We start from the raw sequence: 26,360 nt of genomic DNA, 5'->3' as shown, positions 1-26,360 counted from the left end.
CGGCGGGCCGTTCGCGTGCCCGATGGTCATCCGAGATGATGGGCTGATGCGAGTGACGATCAGGGCCCCGCGGACCGGGGACGAGGTGGCGTACGCCGAGGCGGTCCGGCGCTCCGCCGAGCACATCGGCCGGTGGAACCCGGTCGAGCCGGACGCCCTGCCGGACCTGATGGAGCGCCAGGGTTCCTCGCTGCGGACCTTCCTGATCGTGGACCAGGAGACCGGCGGCCTGGTAGGCAAGGTCAACGTGGCCAACATCGTGATGGGCCGGTTCTGCAACGGCGCGCTCGGCTACGACTCGTTCCTGCCGTTCGCCGGGACCGGGCGGATGACCGAGGGCATGCGGCTCGTCCTGGACCACTGCTTCGCCCCGCTGACGGAGGGCGGGCTCGGCCTGCACCGGCTGGAGATCAACGTCCAGCCGGACAACGACCGGTCGATCGCCCTGGCCAAGCGGCTGGGCTTCCGGCACGAGGGGTTCGCCCCGCGGATGCTGTTCCTCCAGGGGACCTGGCGGGACCACGAGCGGTTCGCGCTGACCGCCGAGGAGTGGCCGGGGTCGTCCGCCGCGGTGGACGGGGCCTGACCCGGCGGGCTTCCGGCTCCCGCGCGTGTCCCCGGCCGTTTCCCGGGCCGTTCCCGGACCCGCGCCCGGGCGCGTCGGGCGGCGCGGCGTTGCGGTTGGAGGAGCCGAGCGGATGTCCGTATTGTCCGATGGGTGACTGATCCCGTGCCACCGCGCCAGACCCCCGACCAGCCGTGGAGGTCCGAGGGCGCCCCACCCCCGCCGCCCCCGCGGCGCAAGATGCCCGGCGGCTGGACGGGCCTCATCCTCACCGCCCTCGTGGTGTTCCTGATCAGCGACCTGCTGCTGTCCTTCTTCGGCCCCGGCGGCGCCACCACGATCTCCTACACCGAGTTCAACAGCCAGCTGAACAAGGGCAACATCACCAAGATCTACTCCAAGGGCGACTCGATCGAGGGCACCCTCAAGAACGCCGAGCCGAAACCGGACGGCGACAAGGGGACGTACACCGAGTTCCGGACCCAGCGGCCGGTCTTCGCCGGGGACGACCTCTGGACCACCCTCCAGCAGAAGGGCGTCGAGGTCACCGCCGAACCGGTCGTCCAGCAGCGAAGCTTCCTCGCCAACCTGCTCATCTCGCTGGCCCCGATGCTGCTGCTGATCCTGATCTGGGTGCTGCTCGCCCGGCGGATGGCCGGCGGACTCGGCGGCGGGGCGCTCGGCCGCAAGGCCCCGCCCAAGCCGGTCACCGCCGAGGCCGGGCGGCGCACCACCTTCGCCGACGTGGCCGGCATCGACGAGGTCGAGGCCGAGCTCACCGAGGTGGTCGACTTCCTGAAGAACCCGCAGCGGTACCGCCGGCTCGGCGCCAAGATGCCGCGCGGCGTGCTGCTCAGCGGCCCGCCCGGCACCGGCAAGACCCTGCTGGCCCGGGCCGTCGCCGGTGAGGCGGACGTGCCGTTCTTCTCCGCCTCCGCCTCCGAGTTCATCGAGATGATCGTCGGCGTCGGCGCCAGCCGGGTGCGCGAGCTGTTCGCCGAGGCCCGCAAGGTCGCCCCGGCGATCGTCTTCATCGACGAGATCGACACCATCGGCCGCCAGCGCGGCAGCGGCGGCGGCATGGGCGGCCACGACGAGCGCGAGCAGACGCTCAACCAGATCCTCACCGAGATGGACGGCTTCACCGGCTCCGAGGGCGTCATCGTCATCGCCGCCACCAACCGGGCCGACGTGCTCGACCCGGCGCTGCTGCGCCCCGGCCGCTTCGACCGCCGGATCACCGTCAGCCCGCCGGACCGCGACGGCCGCGCCGCCATCCTGCGCATCCACTCCCGGGAGGTCCCGCTGGACGGCGACGCCGACCTGAACCGGCTCGCCAAGGCCACCCCCGGGATGACCGGCGCCGAACTGGCCAACCTGGTCAACGAGGCCGCGCTGCTCGCGGTCAAGCGCCGCCAGGACGCGGTGAACGACCGGGACCTCTCGGACGCGCTGGAGAAGGTCCAGCTCGGTGCCGTCCGGCCGCTGGTGATGCCGCAGGCCGAACGGGAGCGGACCGCGTACCACGAGAGCGGCCACGCCCTGCTCGGCATGCTCCAGCCGGGCGCCGACCCGGTCCGCAAGATCACCATCGTGCCGCGCGGCCGCGCCCTCGGCGTCACCCTCTCCACCCCGGAGAACGACCGGTACTCCTACACCGAGCCCTATCTGCGCGGCCGGATCATCGGCGCGCTGGGCGGGATGGCCGCCGAGCAGGTGGTCTACGGAGTGATCACCACCGGCGCGGAGAGCGACCTGGAGCAGGTCACCAACATCGCCCGCGGCATGGCCGGGCGGTGGGGCATGAGCGAGCGGGTCGGCCGGCTCACCGCCGTCCCGTCCGACCCGCAGGGCGCCTACGGGCTCTCCGCGGCGCCGACCACGCTGGACGCGGTGGACGAGGAGGCCCGGCGGATCGTCGCCGAGTGCTACGAGGAGGCGGTGCGGCTGCTGACCGAGCAGCGGGCCCGGCTGGACGCGCTGGCGGCGGCGCTGCTGGAGGCGGAGACGCTGGACGAGGAGGCCGCCTACCGGGCGGCGGGGGTGCCCAGGAAGGCGCTCGACCAGGCCTGACGGCCTCCCTGGTGAGGGGCGCGTGCCGTGGTGGCACGCGCCCCTTCGTCGTCCCGCGCGGCGGCGACGGGCCGTCCGCACGGGCGGTCCGCACGGGCCGGTTCGCGCGTCCGGGTCAGCGGGGCCGTTCGGCGATCAGGTAGCGGAAGACGTTCGCCATCCGCACCGTGCCGTCCGGCCGCAGGTACGGCTGCAGGGACTCCTCCAGCTCCTTGGCCACCAGCGCCGGCCCGGAGAACTCCGCCGCCGCGTCGTACAGCCCGGTGGCGAGCAGCCCGCGCACCGCGCTCCCCGGATCGGGGTAGGCGAACGGGCAGCCGACCCGGCCGCCGCCGGCCGGGCGCAGGACGGTCCCGGCGAGCAGGTCCTCCAGCGCGCCGGGCGGGCTCAGCTCGAACGGGTCGCGCGCCCCGCTGCGCCGGGCCATCCGCCGGGCCACGTCCAGGACGGCCGCGCTCTCGCAGCGCTCCCGCGGCCCCCAGGCGGCCAGCACCACGTGCCCGCCGGGCAGGACCAGCCGGGCCGCCGCGGCCACCGTGCGGCGCGGCTCGGTACCCGGGGGAGGCTGCTCGAAAACCGTGACCAGCGAATAGGCCGAGCGGGCGACGTCCGCCCCCGGCCGGTGGTGGGCGGCGACCCGTAGCCGGCGCTCCCGGGCCAGCCCGCGCAGCTCGTCGTCGGGCTCCAGGCCGGCCACCTGCGCGCCTCGGCCGGCGGCCAGCAGCAGGGCGAGGCCCGAGCGGCAGCCCAGGCCCAGCACGCTGGTCGCCGGGCCGACCTCCAGGCGGTCGTGGACGGCCTCGTAGAGCGGCACCAGCATCCGCTCCTGGATCTCCGCCCAGTCCCGGGCCCGGGCGGAGGCCCGCCCCGTGCCGGGGGGTGCTGCGGTCGTGCCGGTCACCCGCGCTGAAGCCATCGCGGCCTCCCATCCGGTCCTTCGGTGTGCTGCTCCGGCCCCCCTCGACGTCCCGCCCCCACTCCAGCGAACAGCGGCTCGGGCGCGGCGTCCAGAGGGGTGCGGGGTGGTGCGCGCGTGTCGGGGTCGTGCGCCCCCGGGCGGGCCGCCGCGTGGAATGGATTCGGAGTCGGGGGTCCGCTCCCCGTACGATTCGCCCATGGCTAAGGCACCCGTTCTCACCCCCCAGGCGGAAGACTTCCCGCGCTGGTACCAGGACCTCATCAACAAGGCCGAGCTGGCCGACAACGGTCCGGTGCGCGGCACCATGGTCATCCGACCGTACGGCTACGGTCTGTGGGAGCGGATGCAGCAGGAGATGGACGCCCGGATCAAGAAGGCCGGCGCCCAGAACGCCTACTTCCCGATGTTCATCCCGCAGTCCTACCTGACCAAGGAGGCGGAGCACGTCGAGGGCTTCGCCCCCGAGCTCGCGGTGGTCACGCACGGCGGCGGCAAGCAGCTCGACGAGCCGGTCGTCGTCCGGCCGACCTCCGAGACGATCATCAACGAGTACTTCTCGAAGTGGGTGCAGAGCCACCGCGACCTGCCCCTGCTGATCAACCAGTGGGCCAACGTGGTCCGTTGGGAGCTGCGCCCGCGCGTCTTCCTGCGCACCACCGAGTTCCTCTGGCAGGAGGGCCACACCGCCCACGCCACCTACGAGGACGCCCGCGACTACGCCTCGATGATCCACACCGAGGTCTACGGCGACTTCATGACCAACGTGCTCGGCATCGACGTCGTGCTCGGCCGCAAGACCGCCAAGGAGCGCTTCGCGGGCGCCATCAACACCCTCACCCTTGAGGGCATGATGGGCGACGGCAAGGCGCTGCAGATGGGCACCAGCCACGAGCTGGGCCAGAACTTCGCCAAGGCGTTCAACACCACCTACCAGCTGCAGGGCGCCGAGCGCGAGTACGTCTGGCAGACCTCCTGGGGCGTCTCGACCCGCATGGTCGGCGGTCTGATCATGTCCCACGGCGACGACAGCGGCCTGCGCGTCCCGCCGCGGCTGGCCGCCGTGCAGGCCGTCGTCCTGGCCATCAAGGGCGACGACGCGGTGATCGCCAAGGTCCGCGAGATCGGTGCCGCGCTGGAGGCCGCCGGCGTCCGCGTGGTCGTCGACGACCGCACCGACACCCCGTTCGGCCGCCGCGCCGTCGACTGGGAGCTCAAGGGCGTGCCGCTGCGCATCGAGGTCGGCCCGCGCGACCTGGAGAACGGCACCGCGATGCTGGCCCGCCGGATCCCGGGCGGCAAGGAGCCGGTCTCGATCGACGGCCTGGCCGCGACCGTCCCGGGCATCCTGGAGGAGGACCAGGCGCTGCTGCTGCGTCAGTCGCGCGAGCGCCGCGAGTCCCGCACCGTCGACGTGAAGACCATCGACGAGGCCGCCGAGGCCGCCGCCACCGGCTGGGGCCGGATCTCCTGGGCCGAGCTGGGCGCGGAGGGCGAGGCCAAGCTGGCCGAGCAGGGTGTCTCGGTGCGCTGCATCGTGGCCGCCGACGGCTCGGTGCCGCAGACGGACGACCAGGAGGGCAACGTCGCGCTCGTCGCGCGCGCCTACTGACCGTTCGGTGGTTCCCCGGCATGGTGGCCGACCACGAAGGATGTCGCCGTAAAACGATCTGCGGTGACGCGTTCTGACGGTTGTCGACCTGTCTGACGGGAAATTCGTAACGCTGATGACCGGCGTTGTTCCGAACATGTCTCACATACCGACATCCCTACTGGCCGGTCAACTGCCGGTATTAACGGAATAGCGGTACGGTGTACGGCCCGTGGCCCTGTCAACTCGACAGGACCACGGGCCGTACGTCCTGGGGGCGACAGCCCGCTCCCGGACGGAAATGACGAGGCGCCCGCCGAGCCGGCGGGCCCAAACCTGCAGGGGGTTGGTCTTGCGTCAGATCCGGAACGCGCATTTCGCGCGTAGTCGCACATTCCTGAGAGGTTCCTGGGAATTCCCGGGGAACCGGAACACGCGGAACATCGGCTCCTACTCCATCGTTGGTCTAGCGTGAGCACGACACAGCCCCTCGTTCTCGCGGCCGAACTGGCCGCCGCCTGGAGTGACATCCAGGCCTACCACCAGGACCTCCCCGACCTCGCCTCGCCCGAGGCGCTGATCGGCGAGTCCTCCTCGGCCTGTGGCACCCGGCTCGGTTTCGAGCGGCTCCTCCACGAGGCTGCCCATGGTCTGGCCGCGGCCCGGGACATCCGGGACACCTCGCGGGCCGGCCGCTACCACAACCGGCGCTTCCTGCTCCTGGCCTCCGAGCTGGGCCTGGCGCACCCGGTCGAACCGCACGCCAGCAGCGGCTTCTCCCAGGTGACCATGCTCAAGGAGACCCGCGAGCGGTACGCCGAGACCATCGAGCGCCTGGACCGCGCCCTCGGCGCGCACCAGGAAGCGGTGGCCGGCGAAGGGGCCTCGCGCGCCTTCCGCGGTCCGGCGGCCCGGCATGGCTCCTCCGGGGGCGGCGTGCGGGTCAAGGCGGTCTGCGGCTGCGGGCGCAACGTCCGGGTCGTGCCGTCGGTGCTCGCGCAGGCGTCCATCGTCTGCGGCGCGTGCCAGCAGCCGTTCAAGATCGCGTAGTCCGGCTCGCGTCTCGTCGCACAACTCGGGGAGCCTCGCGGCTCGGGGAACCGAGGGAAACCGGCGGGCGGCTGTGCGGGCAGTGGCCCGGCCGGAGCGATCCGGTCCAGAGGCGGTCCGGGCGCGGTTCGGATGCGGTCCGGATGCGGTCCGGATCCGTTCTGGATCCAGAGCGGATCCACCGATGATCCATCGATGATTGGCCAGTGATTCACCAGTGAGGTGCACCGCGTAGGTGCGTGTTGGGCTGACCGGGAGCGGGGGCTCCCGGTCGACCTGTTTTCGGGGGTCGGCGCCCGGTGTGGCAGAATGGACCGCTGAGTACTCGGCAGCCGGGCAGGACCCCTCTCTCCTTCGGCTGGCGTGTCCCTTGAACGGCCCACCACGCAACCCCACGCGAGGGCGGGGCCGCTCACCCACGTCAACACCAGGAGATTCCACTCCCGTGGCAGTCAAGATCAAGCTGAAGCGTCTCGGCAAGATTCGCTCCCCGCACTACCGCATCATCGTCGCCGACGCCCGCACCAAGCGTGACGGTCGCGCGATCGAGGAGATCGGCATCTACCAGCCGACCTACAACCCCTCGAAGATCGAGGTCGACGGCGACCGCGCCCAGTACTGGCTGTCCGTCGGCGCCCAGCCGACCGAGCCGGTGCTCGCCATCCTCAAGCTGACCGGCGACTGGCAGAAGTTCAAGGGCCTGCCGGCTCCGGAGCCGCTGAAGGTCGCCGAGCCGAAGGTCGAGGACTTCTCGCACCTGTTCGCCAAGGCCGTCGCCGGCTTCGAGGACGCCACCACCGGTGTCGCCATCACCCCGAAGGCCAAGAAGTCGGACAAGGCCGAGGCTGAGGCCGACGCCGCCGCCGAGGCCTGAGCGTGATCGAGGACGCCCTCGACCATCTGGTGAAGGGCATCGTCGAGCACCCCGACGAGGTGCAGGTGCGCTCGCGCAACCTGCGCCGGGGCAACACCATCGAGGTGCGGGTGCACCCCGATGACCTCGGCAAGGTGATCGGCCGGGGTGGCCGCACGGCGCGCGCCCTGCGCACCGTGGTCGGCGCCCTCGGCGGTCGCAACGTCCGGGTCGACCTGGTCGACGTGGACAACATTCGCTGATCAGGCTGCTCGTTCAGCCGTCAGGGTTTTCGAGGCCGGTCGGGACGCATGTCGTCCCGGCCGGCCTTCGCCGTTCTCGTGGCGCCCGCGACATCTGTGGCGCCCGCGGTGTCCACGGCACTTCGCAACACCAGTACTCCACAGCACTCCGCAGCATTCCGCAGCACTCATCCAGGAGAACGATCACCGTGCAGCTCGTCGTCGGCAAGATCGGCCGCGCCCACGGCATCAGGGGGGACGTCAGCGTCGAGGTCCGTACCGACGAGCCGGAGCTCCGGCTCGGCCCCGGCGCCGTCCTGCTCACCGACCCGGCCTCGGCCGGTCCGCTGACCGTCGAGTCCGGCAAGGTGCACAGCGGCCGGCTGCTGCTGCGGTTCGCCGGCGTCAAGGACCGCAACGCCGCCGAGGCGCTGCGCGGCACGCTCCTGATCGCCGAGGTCGACCCGGAGGAGCGACCTGAGGACCCGGAGGAGTACTACGACCACCAGCTGATCGGTCTGGACGTGGTCCTGCTCGACGGCACCCCGGTGGGCGAGCTCACCGAGGTGGTCCACCTGCCCTACCAGGACCTGCTCACCGTGAAGAAGGCGGACGGGACGGAGGTGCTGGTGCCGTTCGTCACGAGGATCGTGCCGACCATCGACCTGGAGAACCAGCGCGCCGTCATCGACCCGCCGCCCGGGCTGATCGACCCGGAGCGCGCCGAGGTCGCGGACACGGCGGATGCCGGGGACGCCGGGAATGACGGGGACGCCGAGGAGGAGTTGCGGTGAGTTCCGAGGAGACCGTGGAGACCTCGGAGACTCCGGGAGCTCCGGAGGCCGGGGCCGTGCGGCACGGGATGCGGATCGACGTCGTGTCGATCTTCCCCGAGTACCTGGAGCCGCTCGACATCTCGCTGGTCGGCAAGGCACGCGCCCGCGGTCAGCTCGACGTGCACGTCCACGACCTGCGCGACTGGACGCACGACGTGCACCGGACCGTCGACGACAGCCCGTACGGCGGCGGCCCTGGCATGGTGATGAAGCCCGAGCCGTGGGGCGAGGCCCTTGACGCGGTGCTCGCCGCGGGCCCTGAGGGGGAGGTGCCGACCCTGGTGGTGCCGACGCCCAGCGGCCGGCCGTTCACCCAGGAACTCGCGCAGGAACTGGCCGGTCGGCCGTGGCTGGCGTTCACCCCGGCCCGGTACGAGGGCATCGACCGGCGGGTGATCGAGGAGGCGGCCACCCGGATGCCGGTGGTCGAGGCGTCGATCGGCGACTACGTGCTGGCCGGCGGCGAGGTCGCGGTGCTGGTCATGGTCGAGGCGATCGCCCGGTTGCTGCCCGGTGTGCTCGGCAACGCCGAGTCCCACCGCGACGACTCCTTCGCACCCGGCGCGATGGCCGACCTGCTGGAGGGCCCGGTCTACACCAAGCCCGCCGAGTGGCGCGGCCGCACGGTGCCGGACGTCCTGCTGAGCGGGAACCACGGCAAGATCGCCCGCTGGCGGCGTGAGCAGGCCTTCGCCCGCACCCTGGCCAACCGGCCGGACCTGGTGGCGCGCTGGCGGCACGCGGACTTCGACAAGAAGGACCGCGCGGCGCTCTCCCTGCTCGGCCTCGCCTGGGACGACGGGCTCGGCCGATTTCGGTCCGCGGCCGGTGGTGTGGAAGAATAGGCCGCTGCTGTCTGTCGCTGGGCTCCTCCCGTAGGGGTCACGTGGTTCGGCGCCCCCGCCACGGGGGGCTCGCCGGTAGCCGGTGCGGCCCGCAGCAGACCCCATTTGTGACGACTTCCGTGGGCGGCCCGTGGCGCCTGCGATGGAGAGCAACATGAGCAACAAGCTCGCTGCTGTCGACGCGGCCTCGCTGCGTAGCGACATTCCGGCGTTCCGCGCCGGTGACACCCTGAAGGTTCACGTCCGGGTCATCGAGGGCAACCGCTCCCGTGTCCAGGTCTTCCAGGGCGTCGTCATCCGCCGCCACGGCGCCGGCGTCGGTGAGACCTTCACCGTTCGCAAGGTCAGCTTCAACGTCGGTGTCGAGCGCACCTTCCCGGTGCACACCCCGGTCGTCGAGAAGATCGAGGTCGTGACCCGCGGTGCGGTTCGCCGCGCCAAGCTGTACTACCTGCGTGACCTCCGCGGCAAGGCCGCGAAGATCAAGGAGAAGCGCGACCGCTGATCCACCGGCCCCCGGCGCCCCCGGGGGATCGGATCGCTCTGGGGGGCCGGGCTGCCGCACGGTAAGCTCAGCCCCCGATGAGCACGCACGAACCACCCGCGGAGGGTGCGAAGGGCGCCGAGGGGGCCGAGGAAGCCGAGGGGACGGCGCCCGAATCCGAGTCCGAGTCCGAGTCCGGTTCTGGAGTCGAGTCCGAGCCCGAGCCTGCGGGTGGGCGCTCGCGCTCGCAGGACCTGCTGCTGCTCGTCGGGATCTGCCTGCTCGCGCTGCTGCTGGTGAACGCCTTCGTGGCGCGTCCGTTCGCGGTGCCCTCCGGATCGATGGAGAACACCCTGCGCCCGGGCGACCGGCTGGTGGTGAACCAGCTGTCCTACGCCTTCGGCGGCCACCCGCAACGCGGTGACGTGGTGGTGTTCGACGGTACGGGCTCCTTCCAGCGCAAGCCGCTGGAGCGCGACGGCCTCTGGACCTCGCTTCGCTCCTTGGGCCGTGACCTCGGGTTGGTCCCGGCCGGTGACTCGGTCTACGTGAAGCGGGTGATCGGGGTCGGTGGCGACCGGGTCACCAGCGCCGGACCGGGCCACCCGCTCACCGTCAACGGTGTGCCGGTCGACGAGTCCGGCTACCTGTTCCCCGGGGACGAGCCGTCCGCCGTGGCCTTCGACGTGGTGGTGCCGTCCGGCAAGCTCTTCGTGATGGGCGACCACCGCGGTGCCTCCCGGGACTCCCGTGACCACCTCGGAGACCCCGGTGGCGGGTTCGTTCCCGAGTCCAAGGTGATCGGCCGGGCCGCCTGGGTGGTCTACCCGGTCGGGCGCTGGACCAGCGTCGACCGGCCGGCGGCCTTTGCCGCGACAGGGGGGACCGGTGGCCATGGGGAGCAGAGGTAGGGGGCGGCTCGCCGACCGCCCGCCCGCCGACCGCCCGCCCGCCGGTCCCGTCGTCGAACCAGCCGTCGAATGCACCGCCGTCGAACGCGCCGACGGCTCCTCACCCGATCCCGTTCCGGCCGTTCCCGCCGCCCCCGTGGTGCGTGGGCGCGCCGAGCGTCGGCGCAGCGCCCGCCGGGCCGCCCGCCGCCGCAGACGCTCCCGCCTGCGCGAGATCCCGCTCGTCGTGGTGGTCGCGCTGGTCGTGGCGCTGGTGATGAAGACCTTCCTGGTGCAGGTCTTCGTGATCCCCTCCGGCTCGATGGAGCAGACCATCCAGATCGGGGACCGGGTGCTGGTGGACAAGTTCACCCCCTGGTTCGGCGCCGAGCCGGAGCGCGGCGAGGTGGTGGTGTTCAAGGATCCGGGCGGCTGGCTGGAAGGCGCGCACGGGTCCTCGACGGACGGGCCGGTCCTGCGCGCGGCCAAGCAGGTGCTGACCTTCGTCGGACTGTTGCCCTCCGACAGCGAGCAGGACCTGATCAAGCGGGTGATCGGGGTCGGCGGTGACACCGTCGAGTGCTGCGACGAGCAGGGCAGGGTCAGCCTCAACGGCGTGCCGCTGGACGAGCCCTACCTCGCGCCGGGCAACCCGCCGTCCCGGCAGCCGTTCAAGGTGAAGGTGCCGGAGGGCCGGCTCTGGGTGATGGGCGACCATCGCGACGTTTCCGCCGACTCCCGTTTCCACATGGGAAATCCGGGGCAGGGCACCATCCCGGTGAGTGGTGTGGTGGGGCGGGCGTTCATGATCGCGTGGCCGCCTGGCCGGGTTCATCAACTTGGGGTGCCGGTTTCACTCTCCTCGGTGGCGCGGGCTCCGGCGGACGGCGGAACCGTGCCGAACTCGGCGGGCGGCGGACCGGTTCCTGAGGAACCTCCGCTCGTTATGGGTGTGTTGGGCATCCTTCCGCTCATCGGCCGCCGGGCGGGCCGGGTTCGGCCGTAGGCCCGGGCGGCCCGGTCGCGGGCCGGACCGTGCGTGTGGGACCGCTGGCCGGATGCCAGGGAGTGATAGAGAAGTGCTGGGTGCGGCCGACTCATGACGAGGGGTCGTACCCGAAGGCTGTGTGAGTGTCAGACGGACCCCTCCGGGGCCGGTCCTGGCGGGCGCGGTCGGCGGTGGAACGTGGTGCCCGCTGTGCGGCACTGTGAGCGCGGACGCACAGGCGTCCGCACAGCAGGGAGGAGACGTTGTGGGGGATTTGGTGATCGGCGCCCGCTCAGGCGCCGGCGAGCCCGAGGGCTCCGGCGGCCGGGCGGCCTGGTCCGCGGACGCCGTGACGCCCTCGGCCCCGGCCGAGGAGGCGGCGGCCCAGTCCGCGGACGGGCACGGCGACGGCGCGGGCGACGTCCCGCCGCCCCTGCCGGGAGAATCCGGACCGGCGGACGGCACCGAGGAGCAGCCGCCGCGGAACGAGCGCAAGCCGCGTTCGTTCTGGAAGGAGCTGCCGATCCTCATCGGCATCGCGCTCGTCCTGGCGCTGGTGATCAAGACGTTCTTCGTCCAGGCGTTCTCCATTCCGTCGGAATCGATGCAGAACACGCTGCAGGTCGGTGACCGGGTCCTGGTGGACAAGCTCACCCCGTGGTTCGGCGCCGAGCCCGAGCGCGGCGAGGTCGTGGTGTTCCACGACCCGGGCGGCTGGCTGGCCGACGAGCCCACCCAGGAGAGCAGCAACTCCTTCGTCCGGGGCGTCCAGGACGTGCTGAGCTTCGTCGGCCTGATGCCCTCCGACAACGAGAAGGACCTCATCAAGCGGGTCATCGCGGTCGGCGGGGACACCGTCGAGTGCGAGGGCGATGGGCCGGTGAAGGTCAACGGGATCGCGCTCGACGAGCCGTACGTCTACCCCGGCAACACCCCGTGCGGGACGAAGCCGTTCGGTCCGCTGAAGGTCCCCGACGGCCGGATCTGGGTGATGGGCGACCACCGCGCGGACTCGCTCGACTCGCGCTTCCACATGGACCAGCCGGGCGGCGGCGCCGTCCCGGTGGACGACGTGATCGGGCGTGCCTTCGTGGTGGCCTGGCCGGTCAACCGCTGGTCCACCCTGTCGGTGCCGGACACCTTCGACCAGAAGGGCCTGGCGGCGGCCGTGCCGGCGGTGCCGGCCGCGGCTGGCACCGTGGGCGCCGTCGCCCTGCTCCCGCTGGTCCGCCGGCTGCGGAACCGGCCGGACCGCGACCGGCGGTCCTGACCCCGGCCGGGGGCTCCCGGGTCTTGCGCGGGCCGTGGTACCGACGAGTAATCTGCTCGGACGTGCCACGGCCCGCGGGGTTTTCCACCGCCGGCGCCGGTGCGCCGCCGTGAGCGTTTCCGGGTCGGCCAGGGGTTGGACGGTGTCGATGAGCAGTGTCGTGGAACGGACGGCCGGCGATCCGCCGGCCACCGCCCGCCGTCGGCGCGGCCCCGGGGCCGTGGTCCAAGGCGTGCTGCTCGGCCTCGGGCTGGTCCTGCTGATCGGCGGCTTCGCGGTGATCGCCGCGGGCTACCGGCCGTACGGCATCCCGACCGATTCGATGGCGCCCACCGTCCAGGCCGGGGACACCGTCCTGGCCCGGAGGACCGACGGCGCGGACGTCCGGCGCGGCGACGTGGTGGTCTTCCGGGACGCGGCCTGGGGCGGCCGGCTCATGGTCAAGCGAGTGGTCGCGGTCGGCGGCGACACCGTCGGGGTCGGGACCGGCGACCAGCGGCTGACCGTCAACGGCAGGCCGGTGGACGAGCCGTACCTCGCGGCGCAGGGCGCCCAGGGCGCCGCCTTCAGCGTGGAGGTGCCGCCCGGCCGGCTCTTCCTGCTCGGCGACAACCGGCTCGGCTCGCTCGACTCCCGCGTTCACCTGGAGGCCGACGGCGGGACCGTTCCGGCCGCCGAGGTGGAGGCCAGGGTCGAGGCCACCGTGCTTCCGTTCGGCCGGGCCGGCCTGCTGACCGGCACCACCGCGTTCGAGGCGGTCGACGGGACCGGCCCGGCGGGCCCGGGACCGCTGCAGCCCGCGTTCTGGGCGTGCGTTGTAGGCGCGGCGACGATCCTCGCGACCACCTCGGTGGGCGGGGTGGTGGGCCTGGTGCGCCGTCGCCGCCGCGCGGCCCGACCCCGGTAGCCACGGTCCGAGCCGGGACCGCTCTGTCCAACCTCGCCCCGGACGACCGTGCCGGGTGGCAGGATCGGGGGAGCGACCGGGGCGGAGGAAGGGAGCGTGGAGGCTCGTCATGGCGGCACAGCGGCGCAGGGCCTCGCGGATCCTGCTGCTCGACGGGCAGGACCGGCTGCTGCTCTTCCACGGCTCGGACCCGGCGGTCCCCGGCGTGACCTGGTGGTTCACCCCCGGCGGCGGCTTGGAGCCGGGGGAGGACGTCCGGGACGCCGCCGAGCGCGAGCTCCGGGAGGAGACCGGATTGCGGGGCGTGGAGCTGGGACCGGTGGTGGCGTACGGCAAGGCCTCGTTCTCCTATCGGGGACGGCGCTACGAGCAGGAGCAGTGGTTCCACCTGGCCCGCACCGAGGAGACGGTGCTGGACCACTCGGAGATGGGCGAGGACGAACACGCCCAGCTGCTCGGAGCGCGCTGGTGGACGGTCGGGGAATTGCGGGCCACAGCCGAGACGGTCTATCCGGTCGGACTGGTGGACTTTTTGGAGCGGCTGCTGACCGAGGGGCCGCCGGCCGTACCGGTCAGGCTCTGAGGGTGAGTGCGGTGGTCCACAATGGGTGGACGTGACAAGTTGAGGGGACGCCTGGATGAGTGCCGAAGATCTCGAGAAGTACGAGACCGAGATGGAGCTCAAGCTCTACCGGGAGTACCGGGACGTCGTCGGCCTGTTCAAGTACGTGATCGAGACCGAGCGACGGTTCTACCTCACCAATGACTACGAGCTGCAGGTGCACTCGGTGCAGGGCGAGGTGTTCTTCGAGGTGTCGATGGCGGACGCATGGGTCTGGGACATGTACCGGCCGGCCCGGTTCGTCCGCAAGGTCCGGGTGCTGACCTTCAAGGACGTGAACATCGAGGAACTCGCGAAGAGCGACCTGGAGCTGCCCTCGGACGAGTCCGGCTTCGGGAACTGACGTTGGACCGCCCGGTCCCCGGATGTCCAGGGGAATTCGGGATATTCCGGGTTAATCACTCCCGCGAGTGACAGGAGTTATCCACAGGCCCGAGTTTTCCACAGGGAAAATGAACTCCCTGGTCCGCTCCAGGACGGCACGGCAACCTCCACGGCGGAGGTGGTCACCGTGCAGGAGATCGAGCGCGCCACGCGCAGGCAGACCGCGAAGGCCCGGCAGGACGGGCAGCCGCGCCGGAGGACGACGCGGGCCCCGGCGGGCGGCCCGCCCGCGCCGACCGCGCCGGGCCGGGAGCGGCCGACCAACACCGGCCTCGGCCGCTACGGAGAGCAGGTCGCAGCCCGCCGGCTCGCCGAGGACGGACTGCGCATCCTCGACCGCAACTGGCGCTGCGTCGAGGGCGAACTGGACATCGTCGCCCTCGACGGCGACACCGTCGCGGTCTGCGAGGTCAAGACCCGCTCCGAACGAGGTTTCCAGCAGCCCAGCGAGGCCATCGGCCCGACCAAGGCCGACCGGCTGCGCCGACTGGCCGAGCGCTGGATGGCCGAGCGCTGGCCCGGCCACTTCGCCAAGCTGGCCGGCCCCGAGTACCGGCCCGGTGCCACCGATCCGCCGTGGGCGCCCGTCCCGCCCGGCGGCGTCCGGATCGACCTGGTCGCCGTCATCAACCGGACCCGTGGCGCCGCCTCGGTCGACCACCTGCGGGGGGTGGTCTGAGATGGCCTTCGCCCGGACCTGCTCCGTGGCGCTGGTCGGCGTCGACGGGGTGATCGTCGAGGTCCAGGCCGATCTGGAGCCCGGGGTGGCGGCGTTCACCCTGGTCGGCCTGCCCGACAAGGCGCTCTCCGAGGCCCGCGACCGGGTGCGCGCGGCGGTCGTCAACAGCGGCGAGGCCTGGCCGCAGCGGAAGCTGACCGTCGGGCTGAGCCCGGCCTCGGTGCCCAAGAGCGGCAGCGGCTTCGACCTCGCGGTGGCCTGCGCCGTGCTGGCCGCCGCCGAGCGGCTGGACCCCTCCGCGATCGCCGACCTGCTGCTCATCGGCGAACTCGGGCTGGACGGGCGGGTGCGCCCGGTGCGCGGGGTGCTCCCTTCGGTGCTGACCGCCGCCGACGCCGGCTACCGGCGGGTGGTGGTCGCCGACCAGACGGCCGCCGAGGCCGGGCTGGTTCCCGGGGTGACCGTGCTCGGCGTGCGCAGCCTGCGCCAACTGATGGCGATGCTCACCGGCGCCCCCGAACCGGAGGAGCCCCCCGACCGTCCCGGCGGACACCCCGATCCGTTGATGGCGGGCCTGATGCTCCCCAGCGCGGGGGTGCGCGGCCTGCCCGACGAGGCGGCCGCCCGGATGGACCTCGCCGACGTGGCCGGCCAGTACGAGGCCCGCCGGGCGCTGGAGATCGCCGCCGCCGGCGGTCACCACCTCTACCTCAAGGGACCGCCGGGCGCGGGCAAGACGATGCTGGCGGAGCGGTTGCCGGCGCTGCTCCCGCCGCTCACCCAGAAGGAGGCGCTGGAGGTCACCGCGGTCCACTCGGTGGCCGGGCTGCTTCCGGCCGGGCGGCCGCTGATCGACCGCGCGCCCTACTGCGCCCCGCACCACTCGACCACCATGCCGGCGATCGTCGGCGGCGGCAGCGGGCTGCCGAGACCGGGTGCGGTCTCGCTGGCCCACCGGGGCGTCCTGTTCCTCGACGAGGCGCCGGAGTTCCCGGTCCGGGTGCTGGACGCGCTGCGCCAGCCGCTCGAATCGGGCGAGATGGTGATCGCCCGGTCGGCCGGCTCGATGCGGCTGCCGGCCAGGTTCCTGCTCTGCCTGGCCGCCAACCCCTGCCCGTGCGGGCGGCACTCGCGGCGGGGCGAAGGCTGCGAGTGCACGCCCGCCATGGTCAGCCGGTACCAGGGGCGGCTTTCCGGACCGCTGCTCGACCGGGTCGACCTCCAGGTGCAGGTCGCCCCGGTGACCAGGGCCGAGCTGATGCAGCGCGACACCTCGGCGGAGACCACCGAGGTCGTCGCCGCCCGGGTGCTGGCGGCCCGCGGGCGCGCGGCGTCCCGGCTGACCGGCACCCCGTGGCGGACCAACGCCGAGGTCCCCGGCCACGAGCTGCGCACCCGCTGGCAGCTGGCGCCGGGCGCGCTGAACGACGCGGCGCGCCAGCTCGAACGGGGCCTGCTGACCGCCCGGGGCCTGGACCGGGTGCTGCGGGTCGCCTGGACCGTCGCCGATCTGGCCGGCCGGGACCGCCCGGAACAGCGCGACATCCGGACCGCACTGGTGCTGCGCACCGGGGTGGAGCAGGGGCTCCCGCTCACGGGGCGCTTCTTCGGCCCGCCGGAGCCGGTCCCGGACCGGACGGACGACCGGGCCGGCGACAAGGCCGGGCGCCGCCCGCCCCGCCCCCGGTCCGCCCGCCGCACCGCCGATCCGCAGCCCGAGCCCGAGGAGGCCGGCCCGTGAACCGCACCGCGAACGACCTCACGTGGAACCCGCCCGCCGAAGCCGGGGCGGCCCCGCAGCCGGGGCCGTCGCCCGGCCCCGATCCTGGCCCCGATCCCGGCCCCGGTCCCCGTTTCGACCCCGAGCGCCTCGCCCGGGCGGCGCTCAGCCGGCTCGGCGAACCCGGGGACGCCGCGCTCGGCCACTGGCTCGCCGACACCGACGCGCTCGACGTCGTCCGGGCGATCCGGGACGGTACGGCACCCGGCCGCCCCGGTCCGGACGGTGCCCGGCTGGCCGCCTACCGGGCCCGGCTGCCCGGCCTCGACCCGGTCGCGGACCTGGAACGGGTGCGGGCGGCCGGTGGACGCTTCATCATTCCGGGCGACACGGAGTGGCCCAGCCAGCTGGACGACCTGGGCCGGGCCCGGCCCACCGGCCTCTGGGTGGTCGGCACCGGCTCGCTGCGCCTGCTCGCGCTGCGCTCGGTCGCGGTGGTGGGCGCCCGGGCGTGCACGGCGTACGGCGCGCACGTCGCCGGAGACCTCGCCGCCCAGCTCGCCGAACGCGGCTGGGTGGTCGTCTCCGGCGGTGCCTACGGCATCGACGCGGCCGCCCACCGGGGCGCGCTGGCGGTCGGCGGTCCGACCGTCGGCGTGCTCGCCTGCGGGGTGGACGTGGCCTACCCGAGGGGCAACACCGGGCTGATCCGCCGGATCGGGGAGCAGGGGCTGCTGCTGAGCGAACTCCCGCCGGGGGAGCACCCGACCAGGTTCCGGTTCGTGTTGCGCAACCGGGTGATCGCGGCGCTGACCCGCGGCACCGTGGTGGTCGAGGCGGCGCTGCGCAGCGGGGCGCTCAGCACCGCCAGACGCGCCCGCGACCTCAACCGCCACACCATGGGCGTGCCGGGCCCGGTGACCTCGGAGCTGTCCGCCGGGGTGCACGCCCTGATCCGCAGCGGCGCCGCGACCTTGGTCACCGACGCCGCCGAGGTCGTCGAGCTGATCGGCGCGATCGGCGAGGACCTGGCGCCGCAGCGCGCCGGGCCGGTGCTGCCCAGGGACCTCCTGGAGCCGGCGGCGGCCCGGGTCCTGGAGGCGGTGCCCGGCACCCCGGACGGAGCGCCGGTGGAGCGGCTGGCCCGGCAGTCCGGGCTCCCGCCGGACGAGGTGCTCCAGCGGCTCTACGAGCTGGGCTCGCTCGGCCACGTCGAGCGGCACGGTGCGCACTGGCGCCTGGTGCGGAGGAGGTGATCGCGGGTCCGGACGGCCGACGGCACGGGAGGACCACACGGACGAGTGGGAGGCGGGACGCGGATTGACGGGCCGGGCGGGCGCGGCGGTGCCCGGCGGGGCCAGACGTCCGGCGCGTCCACCTCCGCTACCCCGGAGCGGTGACACGAACGCCACCGGATCGGGGGACGACCGAGTGGCGGTAGCACTGCGCAGCGAGTCGGTCACGCTACGCTCGCCCTGCCTTCCCTATCAGCACATGACTCGGCAGAACGGCGCAGACCAACGTATGCCCACACACATTCCCGGACACCGAGTGACCGGTGGCGCCCGGTCCTCGGGAGGGCCGCGCACCGAGCGGCGCACCGTGACCGAGTTCCCGCCCAAGGCCACGGGCGGGATGGGGGCCCTCGCGCGGCAGGGCGGCCGTCCGGCGCACCCCGGGGCGCACGACGACCGTCCGGACGCGCCCGGCGCTTCCGCCGACACGGCCGCCCCCGTGCCGACCGAGGCGCCGGGCCACCGCCGGGAGGCGGGCGTTCGGGAGCGCACGGCGCTCGAGGAGCTCTGGCGCGCCTACAAGGAGACGGCAGACCAGCGGCTGCGGGAGCAGTTGATCCTGCACTACTCACCGCTCGTCAAGTACGTGGCGGGAAGGGTCGGGGTCGGCCTTCCCTCCAACGTCGAGCAGGCGGACTTCGTCTCCTCCGGGGTCTTCGGGCTGATCGACGCGATCGAGAAGTTCGACATCGAACGCGCCATCAAGTTCGAGACCTACGCCATCAGCCGGATCCGCGGCGCGATCATCGACGAGCTGCGGGCGCTGGACTGGATCCCGCGCTCGGTGCGGCAGAAGGCGAAGGCGGTCGAGCGGACGTACGCGACGCTGGAGGCCAGGCTGCGGCGGACGCCGAACGAGCCCGAGGTGGCCGCTGAGATGGGCATCGCCATCGAGGACCTGCACGCCATCTTCAGCCAGCTCTCGCTCGCCAACGTGGTGGCGCTGGACGAGCTGCTGCACCCGGTCGGCGAGGGCGGCGACCGGCTCAGCCTGATGGACACCCTGGAGGACCACGGCGCCGACGACCCGGTCGAGGTGGCCGAGGACCGCGAGTTGCGCCGGCTGCTGGCGCAGGCCGTGAACACGCTCCCCGAGCGGGAGAAGACCGTGGTGACGCTCTACTACTACGAGGGCCTGACCCTCGCCGAGATCGGCCAGGTGCTCGGGGTGACGGAGAGCCGGGTCAGCCAGATCCACACCAAGTCGGTGCTTCAGCTGCGCGCCAAGCTGTCGGACATCCGGTAGCGGCCGAGGAGTGGCGAGGAGGAGGCGCCGCGTACGCCCGCTCCGCGCTCCGCGCCCCGGTACGCAACCCTCCGCATCGAGCCGGTGCGCGGCACCGTACCGGTGGGATGTAGGGCTCCGTACAGTGGAGTGCGTGCCGAAGATCCGAGCGGCCAGTGTGGCCGAGCACCGTCAGATGCAGCGGGCAGCCCTCCTCGACGCTGCCCGCAGCCTCCTCACCGAGGGAGGCATGGAGGCCTTGACCTTCCCCGCGCTCGCGACGCGCACGGGGCTCGCGCGGTCCTCGGTGTACGAGTACTTCCGCTCGCGGGCGGCCGTGGTCGAGGCGCTCTGCGAGAGCGACTTCCCGCTCTGGGCCGCCGAGATCGAGGCCGGAATGGCGAGCCGGGACACCGCGGCCGAGCGGATCGAGGCCTACGTCCGGGGCCAGCTGGCGCTGGCCGCCGACCCGCGCCACCGGGCGGTCGCCGCGATCTCCGCGCTGGAGCTGGACGACGCGGCCCGCGAACGCATCCGCGCGGCGCACGGCACGCTGGTCGGGCTCGTGGTCCAGGCCCTGGCGGACCTCGGTCACGAACAGCCCCGGCTGGCCGCCGCGCTGCTCCAGGGCATCGTCGAGGCGGCCGTCCGGCAGTCGGAGCAGCGGGCGGCGGGCGGCCGGGCCGAGAGCCCCGAGGTGATCGCGGACGCCGCGGTCGCCCTCGCCCTGCACGGTCTCGGGCCGGGCTGACCGGTCGCGCCGGGTCCTGCGGCAGCGGGTCCGAGAGCGGCAACAGCCGGGCCCGGCCGGTGCCGAACAGGGCCGGTGGATCGAGGTAGCGCCGCCCGCGCAGCAGGCCCCAGTGCAGACAGGCGCCGTCGGAGCAGTGGTCGCCCCCGTCGGCCAGCCGCCCGATCACCTGGCCGGCGGCCACCGCGGTGCCGACCGGGACGGTGCCGGCCACCGGCAGGTAGGTGGTCCGCAGCGGGGACGCCGGGGGAGCGCCCGCCATCGGATGGGTGACCGTGACCACCGGCCGTCCGGCCACCGGTCCGGCGAACGTCACCACCCCGGGAGCCGCCGCCCGGACCTCCGCGCCGGGAGAGGCGGCCAGGTCGACTCCCCGGTGCCCCGTGCCCCACGGCCGGGCCGGTGCCTCGAAGCGGTGGACCACGGCGCCCGGCCCGCCACCCGGACCGTCCACCGGCCATGCCCGCCCGCCTCCGCCCCCGACACGACCGATGCCCCCAACGTCACCGCCACCACCGCCACCACCGCCACCACCGCCACCGCTGTCACGAACGCCACGTCCTGCCGCCTGGCCCAGCGCCCCGGCCCACCCGGCGGACCACAGCACGCCCAGCACGACCAGTACCAGCAGCAGTACCACCACCAGCTCCAGCCGTCGGCCGGGCCACGGCCCGGCCGGAACCCGGGCGGAAGGAGGGGCGGTCGTGCCAGTCGTACCGGTCATGGCGCCGAGGTTCCCCGGCCCGCGCCGACCCGGCCACCCCCGCCCCGGTTCCTGTGGACAACCGGCCCCTGTGGACGACGGACGTCCCTCCAACGGGTGTACCCCACCGGGTTGACGGGGCCCGACAGGGCCGTCCGGGTGCCCGGGACCAGGCCTGTCCCCGGCCGTCCGCCGCCTGCGGAGTCGCCCGGCGCTCGGCGCTTCCCGTACACTTCACACGCGACCCGGTCCGCCGGGTCGACTTCGCACGCCCCGCCACCGGTGGAAGAAGCGGCTCCGCCGCCGCCCCCGCCAGGTGCGAGTGCCGCTCGGTCCGCCGAGCCCGGCCGGTCCCAGGACCACCGGGTGGAAGCGGCTCGGCACGTTCGGGGCGTCAGGCGTGGCTGTCACCTGGCCGCCACGGACAAACCGAGCCTGACCCGGCCGTTCGCACGCGCCGAGCGGGAAGCGCCACCGTGCGCCGACCGCGACGCCGTGCACCGGAGCCGGGCGTAACACCTGAGGAGCACGGCCATGGCCGTCGTCACGATGCGGGAGCTGCTGGAGAGCGGCGTCCACTTCGGTCACCAGACCCGCCGCTGGAACCCGAAGATGAAGCGCTTCATCATCACCGAGCGCAACGGCATCTACATCATCGACCTCCTGCAGTCGCTGAACTACATCGACCGCGCCTTCGAGTTCATCAAGGAGACCGTTGCCCACGGCGGCAGCGTCCTCTTCGTCGGCACGAAGAAGCAGGCCCAGGAGGCCATCGCCGAGCAGGCCACCCGCGTGGGCATGCCCTACGTGAACCAGCGCTGGCTCGGCGGCATGCTGACCAACTTCTCGACCGTCTACAAGCGCCTGCAGCGCCTCAAGGAGCTGGGCGAGCTCGACTTCTCGGACGTGGCCGGCTCCGGTCTCACCAAGAAGGAGCTCCTGGTCCTCCAGCGCGAGCACGACAAGCTGGAGAAGACCCTCGGCGGTATCCGCGACATGCAGCGCGTTCCCAGCGCCGTCTGGATCGTGGACACCAAGAAGGAGCACATCGCGGTCGGCGAGGCCCGGAAGCTCAACATTCCGGTCGTCGCCATCCTCGACACCAACTGTGACCCCGACGAGGTCGACTACAAGATCCCGGGCAACGACGACGCGATCCGCTCCGTCACCCTGCTGACCCGCGTGATCGCCGACGCCGTCGCCGAGGGCCTCAAGTCCCGCGCGGGTGTCGCCAAGGGCGACGTCAAGGCCGAGCCGGGTGCCGACCAGCCGCTCGCCGACTGGGAGAAGGACCTCCTGGAGGGTGAGAAGAAGGCCGCCGAGGCCCCCGCCGCCGAGGCTCCGGCCACCGAGGCGCCCGCCGCCGAGGCCCCCGCTGCCGAGGCGCCCGCTGCCGAGGCTCCGGCCACCGAGGCTCCGGCCGAGCAGGCCTGACGTACCAAGGGTGAGGGGCACCCGCCGGTACGACACCGGTCGGTGCCCCTCTCTCCCGTGCCTGGGCCGAACCATCGGCCCCGGCGCTACCCCACGCAGACACGCGAGACGCGAGAAGAGATTCACACCATGGCGAACTTCACCGCCGCGGACGTCAAGAAGCTCCGTGAGCTCACCGGCGCCGGCATGATGGACTGCAAGAAGGCCCTGGACGAGGCCGAGGGCAACGTCGAGAAGGCCGTCGAGATCCTTCGCATCAAGGGCCAGAAGGGCGTCGCCAAGCGCGAGGGCCGTGACGCCTCCAACGGCGCCGTCGCCGCGCTCATCGCCGAGGACAAGAAGTCCGGCGTCCTGGTCGAGCTGAACTGCGAGACCGACTTCGTCGCCAAGGGTGACAACTTCGTCAAGGTCGCCGACGCGATCGCCACCCACGTCGCCGCCAGCGCCCCGGCCGACCTGGACGCCGCCCTCGCCTCCGAGATCGAGGCCGGCAAGACCGTCCAGCAGTTCGTCGACGAGGCCAACGCGACCCTGGGCGAGAAGATCGTCTTCCGTCGCTTCGCGCAGTTCGACGGTGACGGCTACGTCGCGGTCTACCTGCACAAGACCAGCCCCGACCTGCCGCCGGCCGTCGGCGTCCTGGTCGAGCTGGACAAGGAGAACGCCGAGGTCGCCAAGGACGTCGCGCAGCACATCGCCGCCTTCGCGCCGAAGTACCTGTCCCGCGAGGACATCCCGGCCGAGGACCTCGAGAACGAGCGCCGCGTCGCCGAGGCCACCGCGCGCGAGGAGGGCAAGCCCGAGGCCGCCCTGCCGAAGATCGTCGAGGGCCGCGTCACCGGCTTCGTCAAGGAGCACTCCGTCCTGGAGCAGGCCTTCGCGAAGGACAGCAAGAAGACCGTCGCCAAGGTCCTCGAGGAGAACGGCGTCGCCCTCAAGCGCTTCGCCCGCTTCCGCGTCGGCGCCTGAGCCACGTTCCACCCGGGATTCCGGCCGTAGGCTGGAAACCGCCCCCGCCCGCTGACCAGGGCGGTGGGGGACGCGCCGTACGGGCTCACCCAGCGCACTCCGTCCATGGGCGAGCCGCGTCGGCAGCATGAACGACGAGGAGGCCATTGCCGTGCAGGACACCGAACCGGTTCCCGCGGCAGTGGCCTCCTCGCGTGTACGCGCAGGCCGGGGATCCGCACATCCGCGCCTGTGAACCAGTAGGTGTAGAAGGAGAAGTCCATGCAGGAGACGCAGGAGACCGCGCAGGACACCCACGACGGCACGCGCCGGGTGCTGCTGAAGCTGTCCGGTGAGGCCTTCGCCGGCGGCGGCGGGCTCGGCGTCGATCCGGACGTCGTGCACGCGATCGCCCGGGAGATCGCCACCGTCGTCCGCGCGGGCACCGAGGTCGCCGTGGTGATCGGCGGGGGGAACTTCTTCCGCGGCGCCGAACTCCAGGTCCGCGGCATGGACCGGGCCCGCTCGGACTACATGGGCATGCTCGGCACGGTCATGAACTGCCTCGCGCTCCAGGACTTCCTGGTCAAGGAGGGCATCGAGACCCGGGTCCAGACCGCCATCACGATGGGCCAGGTCGCCGAGCCGTACCTCCCGCTGCGCGCCGTCCGGCACCTGGAGAAGGGCCGCGTGGTGATCTTCGGCGCCGGTATGGGCATGCCGTACTTCTCCACCGACACCACCGCCGTGCAGCGGGCCCTGGAGATCCACGCCGACATCCTGCTGATGGGCAAGAACGGTGTGGACGGCGTCTACGACTCCGACCCCCGGACCAACCCGGACGCGGTCAAGTTCGACGCACTGGAGTACTCCGAGGTCATCGCGCGCGACCTCAAGGTCGCCGACCTCACCGCGATCACGCTGTGCAAGGACAACAACCTCCCGATGCTGGTCTTCGAGCTGCTCGCGGAGGGCAATATCGCGCGCGCGGTGAAGAGTGAGAAGATCGGCACACTCATCAGCCAGGATTCTGTCCGGGCCTGAGCAGTAACCAGCCGCACCGGACGGCGCGCCGCCGACCCGGTCGGAACAACCGCAGATGAACCGGACAGGGAGATCACAGTGATCGAAGAGACCCTCCTCGAGGCCGAGGAGAAGATGGAGAAGGCCGTCGCCCACGCCAAGGACGACTTCGCGGCCATCCGTACCGGCCGTGCGCACCCGGCGATGTTCGCCAAGATCGTCGCCGAGTACTACGGCGCCAAGACGCCGATCAACCAGCTGGCCTCCTTCTCGGTGCCGGAGCCTCGGATGGCGGTCGTCTCGCCGTTCGACAAGACCGCGCTGAAGGCGATCGAGCAGGCGATCCGCGACTCCGACCTGGGCGTCAACCCGTCGAACGACGGCTCCATCATCCGGGTCGTGCTCCCCGAGCTCACCGAGGAGCGCCGCCGGGAGTTCATCAAGATCGCCCGCACCAAGGGCGAGGACGCCAAGGTCTCGATCCGTTCGGTGCGCCGCAAGGCCAAGGACGCCATCGACAAGCTGGTCAAGGACGGCGAGGTCGGCGAGGACGACGGCCGCCGCTCCGAGAAGGAGCTCGACGACACCACGGCCAAGTACGTGGCCCAGATCGACGAGCTGCTGAAGCACAAGGAAGCCGAGCTGCTCGAGGTCTGATGAACGACGCCCCTGACGCCCCCGGCTACTGGGGCCCGTCCGACCAGCAGTACCAGCCGTTCCCGCCGTACCAGCCTGCGCAGGGCCCCGCCGCCCCTGCGCAGGCTGCGGGCATACCCGGGCACCCGGCGCCGCAGCCCGGGCCGTACGGGCCGAACGGGCCCTACGGCGCGAACGACCCCGGCCACCGAACGGGTCACTCCCAGCAGCCTCCGGTGTACTGGGACCCGGACGCGGAGGAGACTCAGGTCATGCCCCCCGTTCCGGCCGACCCGGGCCCGCGGCCCGTACCCCCGTCCGGGGCCGACCCCGCCGAGGGGCCGGCCCGGGAAGCGGGTCGGCTGAGCGGACCGCTGTTCCGCGACGAGCAGCCCGGGACGGCGGAGCCGGGCGCGTCGGAGACGGTCGTGCTGCGCGCGATCACCGACGACGCCCCACCCGCCCCCGCGGGCGGGCCGTACCCCGGCGCGCCGGGCGGACCGGCGGCGGGGCAGCCCTTCCTCGTGCCGTCGTCCCACCCAGCGCAGGAGACACCCGTGGCCCAGGCCGATCCGCAGCCTCAGCCGCCGCAGCGCAAACAGCGCGGCGGCCGCAACCTCCAGGCCGCGATAGGCGTGGGCGTCGGCCTCGGCGCGGTGATCGTCGCCTCGCTGTTCGTCGTCAAGGCCCTGTTCCTGGTCGTGGTGATCGCGGCGGTGTCGGTCGGGGTCTGGGAGCTGACCAGCCGGCTGGCCGAGCGCAAGGAGATCAAGGCACCGCTGGTGCCGCTGGTCGCGGGTGGCATCGCGATGGTCGCCACCGGCTACTGGTCGGGGATCCAGTGGGCGGCGGCCTCGCTCGCGCTGACCGGCCTCGCGGTGATGGTCTGGCGGATGGCCGAGCCGCCCGAGAACTACCTGCGGGACATAACGGCGGGCATCTTCACCGCCTTCTACGTCCCGTTCCTGGCCACCTTCGTGGCGATGATGCTGGCGGCCGACGACGGCCCGCAGCGGATCGTGCTCTTCCTGATCGTCACGGTGTGCAGCGACACCGGGGCGTACGCGGTGGGCTACAAGTTCGGCAGGACCAAGCTGGCGCCGACGATCAGCCCGGGCAAGACCCGCGAGGGCCTGGCCGGCGGCATCGGCCTGTCGATGCTGGCGGGCGCGCTGCTGATGGAGCTGATCATCGACGGCGGCAGCTGGTGGCAGGGCCTGATCCTGGGCGGCTGCGCGGCGGTCACCGCGACCCTGGGCGACCTGGGCGAGTCGATGATCAAGCGCGACCTGGGCATCAAGGACATGGGCACGCTGCTGCCCGGCCACGGCGGCATCATGGACCGGCTGGACTCGCTGCTGCCGACCGCCCCGGTGGTCTGGCTGCTGCTGGCGGCCTTCGTCGGCAGCTGAGACCGCCACCCCGCGCAC

At 72.8% G+C, this 26,360-nt stretch carries 26 protein-coding genes and 1 pseudogene; 25 read left to right on the top strand and 2 right to left on the bottom strand.

From position 1 onward, the window contains the following. Nucleotides 1–46 precede the first annotated feature (46 nt). Nucleotides 47–586 (top strand): GNAT family N-acetyltransferase, encoded by a 540-nt coding sequence (locus tag ABD308_RS22255; RefSeq protein ID WP_344337903.1) that lies wholly within the window; start codon nucleotides 47–49, stop codon nucleotides 584–586. Nucleotides 587–718: 132 nt separating this feature from the next. Then, on the top strand, nucleotides 719–2,638 hold the full coding sequence (gene ftsH, locus ABD308_RS22250; RefSeq protein ID WP_344337901.1) for an ATP-dependent zinc metalloprotease FtsH: 1,920 nt from the start codon (nucleotides 719–721) through the stop codon (nucleotides 2,636–2,638). A gap of 115 nt (nucleotides 2,639–2,753) precedes the next feature. On the opposite strand, the gene ABD308_RS22245 is transcribed toward ftsH, so the two are convergent. Further along, entirely contained in the window at nucleotides 2,754–3,554 is an 801-nt protein-coding gene (locus ABD308_RS22245; RefSeq protein WP_344337900.1) for a class I SAM-dependent methyltransferase, read from the bottom strand. Between the two features lie 199 nt (nucleotides 3,555–3,753). Between ABD308_RS22245 and proS the strand changes: the two genes are divergently transcribed. The 18 genes from proS (at nucleotide 3,754) to ABD308_RS22155 (ending at nucleotide 20,186) form a co-directional block, all read left to right on the top strand. Further along, a complete protein-coding gene (gene proS / locus ABD308_RS22240) occupies nucleotides 3,754–5,166 on the top strand; it encodes a proline--tRNA ligase (RefSeq protein ID WP_344337899.1) in 1,413 nt (470 codons plus the stop codon). Between the two features lie 450 nt (nucleotides 5,167–5,616). Further along, on the top strand, nucleotides 5,617–6,195 hold the full coding sequence (locus ABD308_RS22235) for a hypothetical protein (RefSeq protein ID WP_030306744.1): 579 nt from the start codon (nucleotides 5,617–5,619) through the stop codon (nucleotides 6,193–6,195). 445 nt (nucleotides 6,196–6,640) lie between these two features. Beyond that, complete coding sequence (gene rpsP, locus ABD308_RS22230) at nucleotides 6,641–7,069, top strand: 30S ribosomal protein S16 (protein ID WP_344337896.1); 429 nt, start codon at nucleotides 6,641–6,643, stop codon at nucleotides 7,067–7,069. A 2-nt stretch (nucleotides 7,070–7,071) separates the two neighbouring features. Further along, nucleotides 7,072–7,311: an RNA-binding protein gene (locus tag ABD308_RS22225; protein WP_030056773.1), complete on the top strand. Its 240-nt coding sequence runs from the start codon at nucleotides 7,072–7,074 to the stop codon at nucleotides 7,309–7,311. Between the two features lie 188 nt (nucleotides 7,312–7,499). After that, complete coding sequence (gene rimM, locus ABD308_RS22220) at nucleotides 7,500–8,084, top strand: ribosome maturation factor RimM (protein WP_344337894.1); 585 nt, start codon at nucleotides 7,500–7,502, stop codon at nucleotides 8,082–8,084. A 68-nt stretch (nucleotides 8,085–8,152) separates the two neighbouring features. Beyond that, a complete protein-coding gene (trmD, locus tag ABD308_RS22215; RefSeq protein WP_344337911.1) occupies nucleotides 8,153–8,971 on the top strand; it encodes a tRNA (guanosine(37)-N1)-methyltransferase TrmD in 819 nt (272 codons plus the stop codon). 154 nt (nucleotides 8,972–9,125) lie between these two features. Next, complete coding sequence (rplS, locus tag ABD308_RS22210; protein ID WP_063347674.1) at nucleotides 9,126–9,476, top strand: 50S ribosomal protein L19; 351 nt, start codon at nucleotides 9,126–9,128, stop codon at nucleotides 9,474–9,476. A 77-nt stretch (nucleotides 9,477–9,553) separates the two neighbouring features. After that, nucleotides 9,554–10,366, top strand: coding sequence for a signal peptidase I (lepB, locus tag ABD308_RS22205; RefSeq protein WP_344337891.1), 813 nt, complete (start codon nucleotides 9,554–9,556; stop codon nucleotides 10,364–10,366). A gap of 226 nt (nucleotides 10,367–10,592) precedes the next feature. Beyond that, nucleotides 10,593–11,351: a signal peptidase I gene (gene lepB / locus ABD308_RS22200; protein ID WP_425554829.1), complete on the top strand. Its 759-nt coding sequence runs from the start codon at nucleotides 10,593–10,595 to the stop codon at nucleotides 11,349–11,351. 247 nt (nucleotides 11,352–11,598) lie between these two features. After that, complete coding sequence (gene lepB, locus ABD308_RS22195) at nucleotides 11,599–12,603, top strand: signal peptidase I (protein WP_344337889.1); 1,005 nt, start codon at nucleotides 11,599–11,601, stop codon at nucleotides 12,601–12,603. A 148-nt stretch (nucleotides 12,604–12,751) separates the two neighbouring features. After that, a complete protein-coding gene (gene lepB / locus ABD308_RS22190) occupies nucleotides 12,752–13,510 on the top strand; it encodes a signal peptidase I (protein WP_344337887.1) in 759 nt (252 codons plus the stop codon). A gap of 109 nt (nucleotides 13,511–13,619) precedes the next feature. After that, entirely contained in the window at nucleotides 13,620–14,093 is a 474-nt protein-coding gene (locus ABD308_RS22185; RefSeq protein ID WP_344337885.1) for an NUDIX hydrolase, read from the top strand. Nucleotides 14,094–14,148: 55 nt separating this feature from the next. Then, nucleotides 14,149–14,475, top strand: a complete 327-nt coding sequence (locus tag ABD308_RS22180) for a DUF2469 domain-containing protein (RefSeq protein ID WP_030056781.1) — start codon at nucleotides 14,149–14,151, stop codon at nucleotides 14,473–14,475. A 168-nt stretch (nucleotides 14,476–14,643) separates the two neighbouring features. Continuing rightward, nucleotides 14,644–15,195: a YraN family protein gene (locus ABD308_RS22175; protein ID WP_344337879.1), complete on the top strand. Its 552-nt coding sequence runs from the start codon at nucleotides 14,644–14,646 to the stop codon at nucleotides 15,193–15,195. A 1-nt stretch (nucleotide 15,196) separates the two neighbouring features. Beyond that, nucleotides 15,197–16,936, top strand: a complete 1,740-nt coding sequence (locus tag ABD308_RS22170) for a YifB family Mg chelatase-like AAA ATPase (RefSeq protein WP_344337878.1) — start codon at nucleotides 15,197–15,199, stop codon at nucleotides 16,934–16,936. Further along, entirely contained in the window at nucleotides 16,933–18,171 is a 1,239-nt protein-coding gene (gene dprA / locus ABD308_RS22165; RefSeq protein WP_344337877.1) for a DNA-processing protein DprA, read from the top strand. Before ABD308_RS22170 ends, dprA begins: the two co-directional genes overlap by 4 nt. Before the next feature lie 346 nt (nucleotides 18,172–18,517). Further along, complete coding sequence (gene whiG, locus ABD308_RS22160; RefSeq protein WP_344337875.1) at nucleotides 18,518–19,456, top strand: RNA polymerase sigma factor WhiG; 939 nt, start codon at nucleotides 18,518–18,520, stop codon at nucleotides 19,454–19,456. 157 nt (nucleotides 19,457–19,613) lie between these two features. Next, on the top strand, nucleotides 19,614–20,186 hold the full coding sequence (locus ABD308_RS22155) for a TetR/AcrR family transcriptional regulator (protein ID WP_344337909.1): 573 nt from the start codon (nucleotides 19,614–19,616) through the stop codon (nucleotides 20,184–20,186). Between the two features lie 88 nt (nucleotides 20,187–20,274). Here the strand turns inward: ABD308_RS22155 and ABD308_RS22150 are convergent. Then, nucleotides 20,275–20,910, bottom strand: a pseudogene (locus ABD308_RS22150) (murein hydrolase activator EnvC family protein); the annotation flags it as partial. Nucleotides 20,911–21,423: 513 nt separating this feature from the next. Here ABD308_RS22150 and rpsB point away from each other — a divergent pair. From rpsB to ABD308_RS22125, 5 genes are all read left to right on the top strand, one after another. Further along, nucleotides 21,424–22,323 (top strand): 30S ribosomal protein S2, encoded by a 900-nt coding sequence (rpsB, locus tag ABD308_RS22145; protein ID WP_344337874.1) that lies wholly within the window; start codon nucleotides 21,424–21,426, stop codon nucleotides 22,321–22,323. Nucleotides 22,324–22,452: 129 nt separating this feature from the next. After that, complete coding sequence (tsf, locus tag ABD308_RS22140) at nucleotides 22,453–23,292, top strand: translation elongation factor Ts (RefSeq protein ID WP_344337872.1); 840 nt, start codon at nucleotides 22,453–22,455, stop codon at nucleotides 23,290–23,292. Nucleotides 23,293–23,553: 261 nt separating this feature from the next. Then, nucleotides 23,554–24,315, top strand: coding sequence for a UMP kinase (pyrH, locus tag ABD308_RS22135; protein WP_344337870.1), 762 nt, complete (start codon nucleotides 23,554–23,556; stop codon nucleotides 24,313–24,315). 78 nt (nucleotides 24,316–24,393) lie between these two features. Then, a complete protein-coding gene (gene frr / locus ABD308_RS22130) occupies nucleotides 24,394–24,951 on the top strand; it encodes a ribosome recycling factor (protein ID WP_344337868.1) in 558 nt (185 codons plus the stop codon). Beyond that, nucleotides 24,951–26,342, top strand: coding sequence for a phosphatidate cytidylyltransferase (locus ABD308_RS22125; protein WP_344337866.1), 1,392 nt, complete (start codon nucleotides 24,951–24,953; stop codon nucleotides 26,340–26,342). The genes frr and ABD308_RS22125 overlap by 1 nt, the downstream gene beginning before the upstream one ends. Nucleotides 26,343–26,360 lie beyond the last annotated feature (18 nt).

Source organism: Kitasatospora putterlickiae, from assembly GCF_039527695.1.
GTDB lineage: Bacteria > Actinomycetota > Actinomycetes > Streptomycetales > Streptomycetaceae > Kitasatospora > Kitasatospora putterlickiae.
Note: the sequence above shows the minus strand (reverse complement) of the source record. Positions and strands in the feature narration are given on the sequence as shown.

What these genes read in the sequence shown, in the direction of transcription:
- ABD308_RS22255 (WP_344337903.1), top strand. Translation starts at nt 47, where the DNA reads ATGCGAGTGACGATCAGGGCCCCGCGGACCGGGGACGAGGTGGCGTAC.
- ABD308_RS22245 (WP_344337900.1), bottom strand. Translation starts at nt 3,554, where the DNA reads ATGGCTTCAGCGCGGGTGACCGGCACGACCGCAGCACCCCCCGGCACG.
- proS (WP_344337899.1), top strand. Translation starts at nt 3,754, where the DNA reads ATGGCTAAGGCACCCGTTCTCACCCCCCAGGCGGAAGACTTCCCGCGC.
- trmD (WP_344337911.1), top strand. Translation starts at nt 8,153, where the DNA reads ATGCGGATCGACGTCGTGTCGATCTTCCCCGAGTACCTGGAGCCGCTC.
- rplS (WP_063347674.1), top strand. Translation starts at nt 9,126, where the DNA reads ATGAGCAACAAGCTCGCTGCTGTCGACGCGGCCTCGCTGCGTAGCGAC.
- lepB (WP_344337891.1), top strand. Translation starts at nt 9,554, where the DNA reads ATGAGCACGCACGAACCACCCGCGGAGGGTGCGAAGGGCGCCGAGGGG.
- lepB (WP_344337887.1), top strand. Translation starts at nt 12,752, where the DNA reads ATGAGCAGTGTCGTGGAACGGACGGCCGGCGATCCGCCGGCCACCGCC.
- ABD308_RS22185 (WP_344337885.1), top strand. Translation starts at nt 13,620, where the DNA reads ATGGCGGCACAGCGGCGCAGGGCCTCGCGGATCCTGCTGCTCGACGGG.
- ABD308_RS22180 (WP_030056781.1), top strand. Translation starts at nt 14,149, where the DNA reads ATGAGTGCCGAAGATCTCGAGAAGTACGAGACCGAGATGGAGCTCAAG.
- ABD308_RS22170 (WP_344337878.1), top strand. Translation starts at nt 15,197, where the DNA reads ATGGCCTTCGCCCGGACCTGCTCCGTGGCGCTGGTCGGCGTCGACGGG.
- rpsB (WP_344337874.1), top strand. Translation starts at nt 21,424, where the DNA reads ATGGCCGTCGTCACGATGCGGGAGCTGCTGGAGAGCGGCGTCCACTTC.
- tsf (WP_344337872.1), top strand. Translation starts at nt 22,453, where the DNA reads ATGGCGAACTTCACCGCCGCGGACGTCAAGAAGCTCCGTGAGCTCACC.
- pyrH (WP_344337870.1), top strand. Translation starts at nt 23,554, where the DNA reads ATGCAGGAGACGCAGGAGACCGCGCAGGACACCCACGACGGCACGCGC.
- ABD308_RS22125 (WP_344337866.1), top strand. Translation starts at nt 24,951, where the DNA reads ATGAACGACGCCCCTGACGCCCCCGGCTACTGGGGCCCGTCCGACCAG.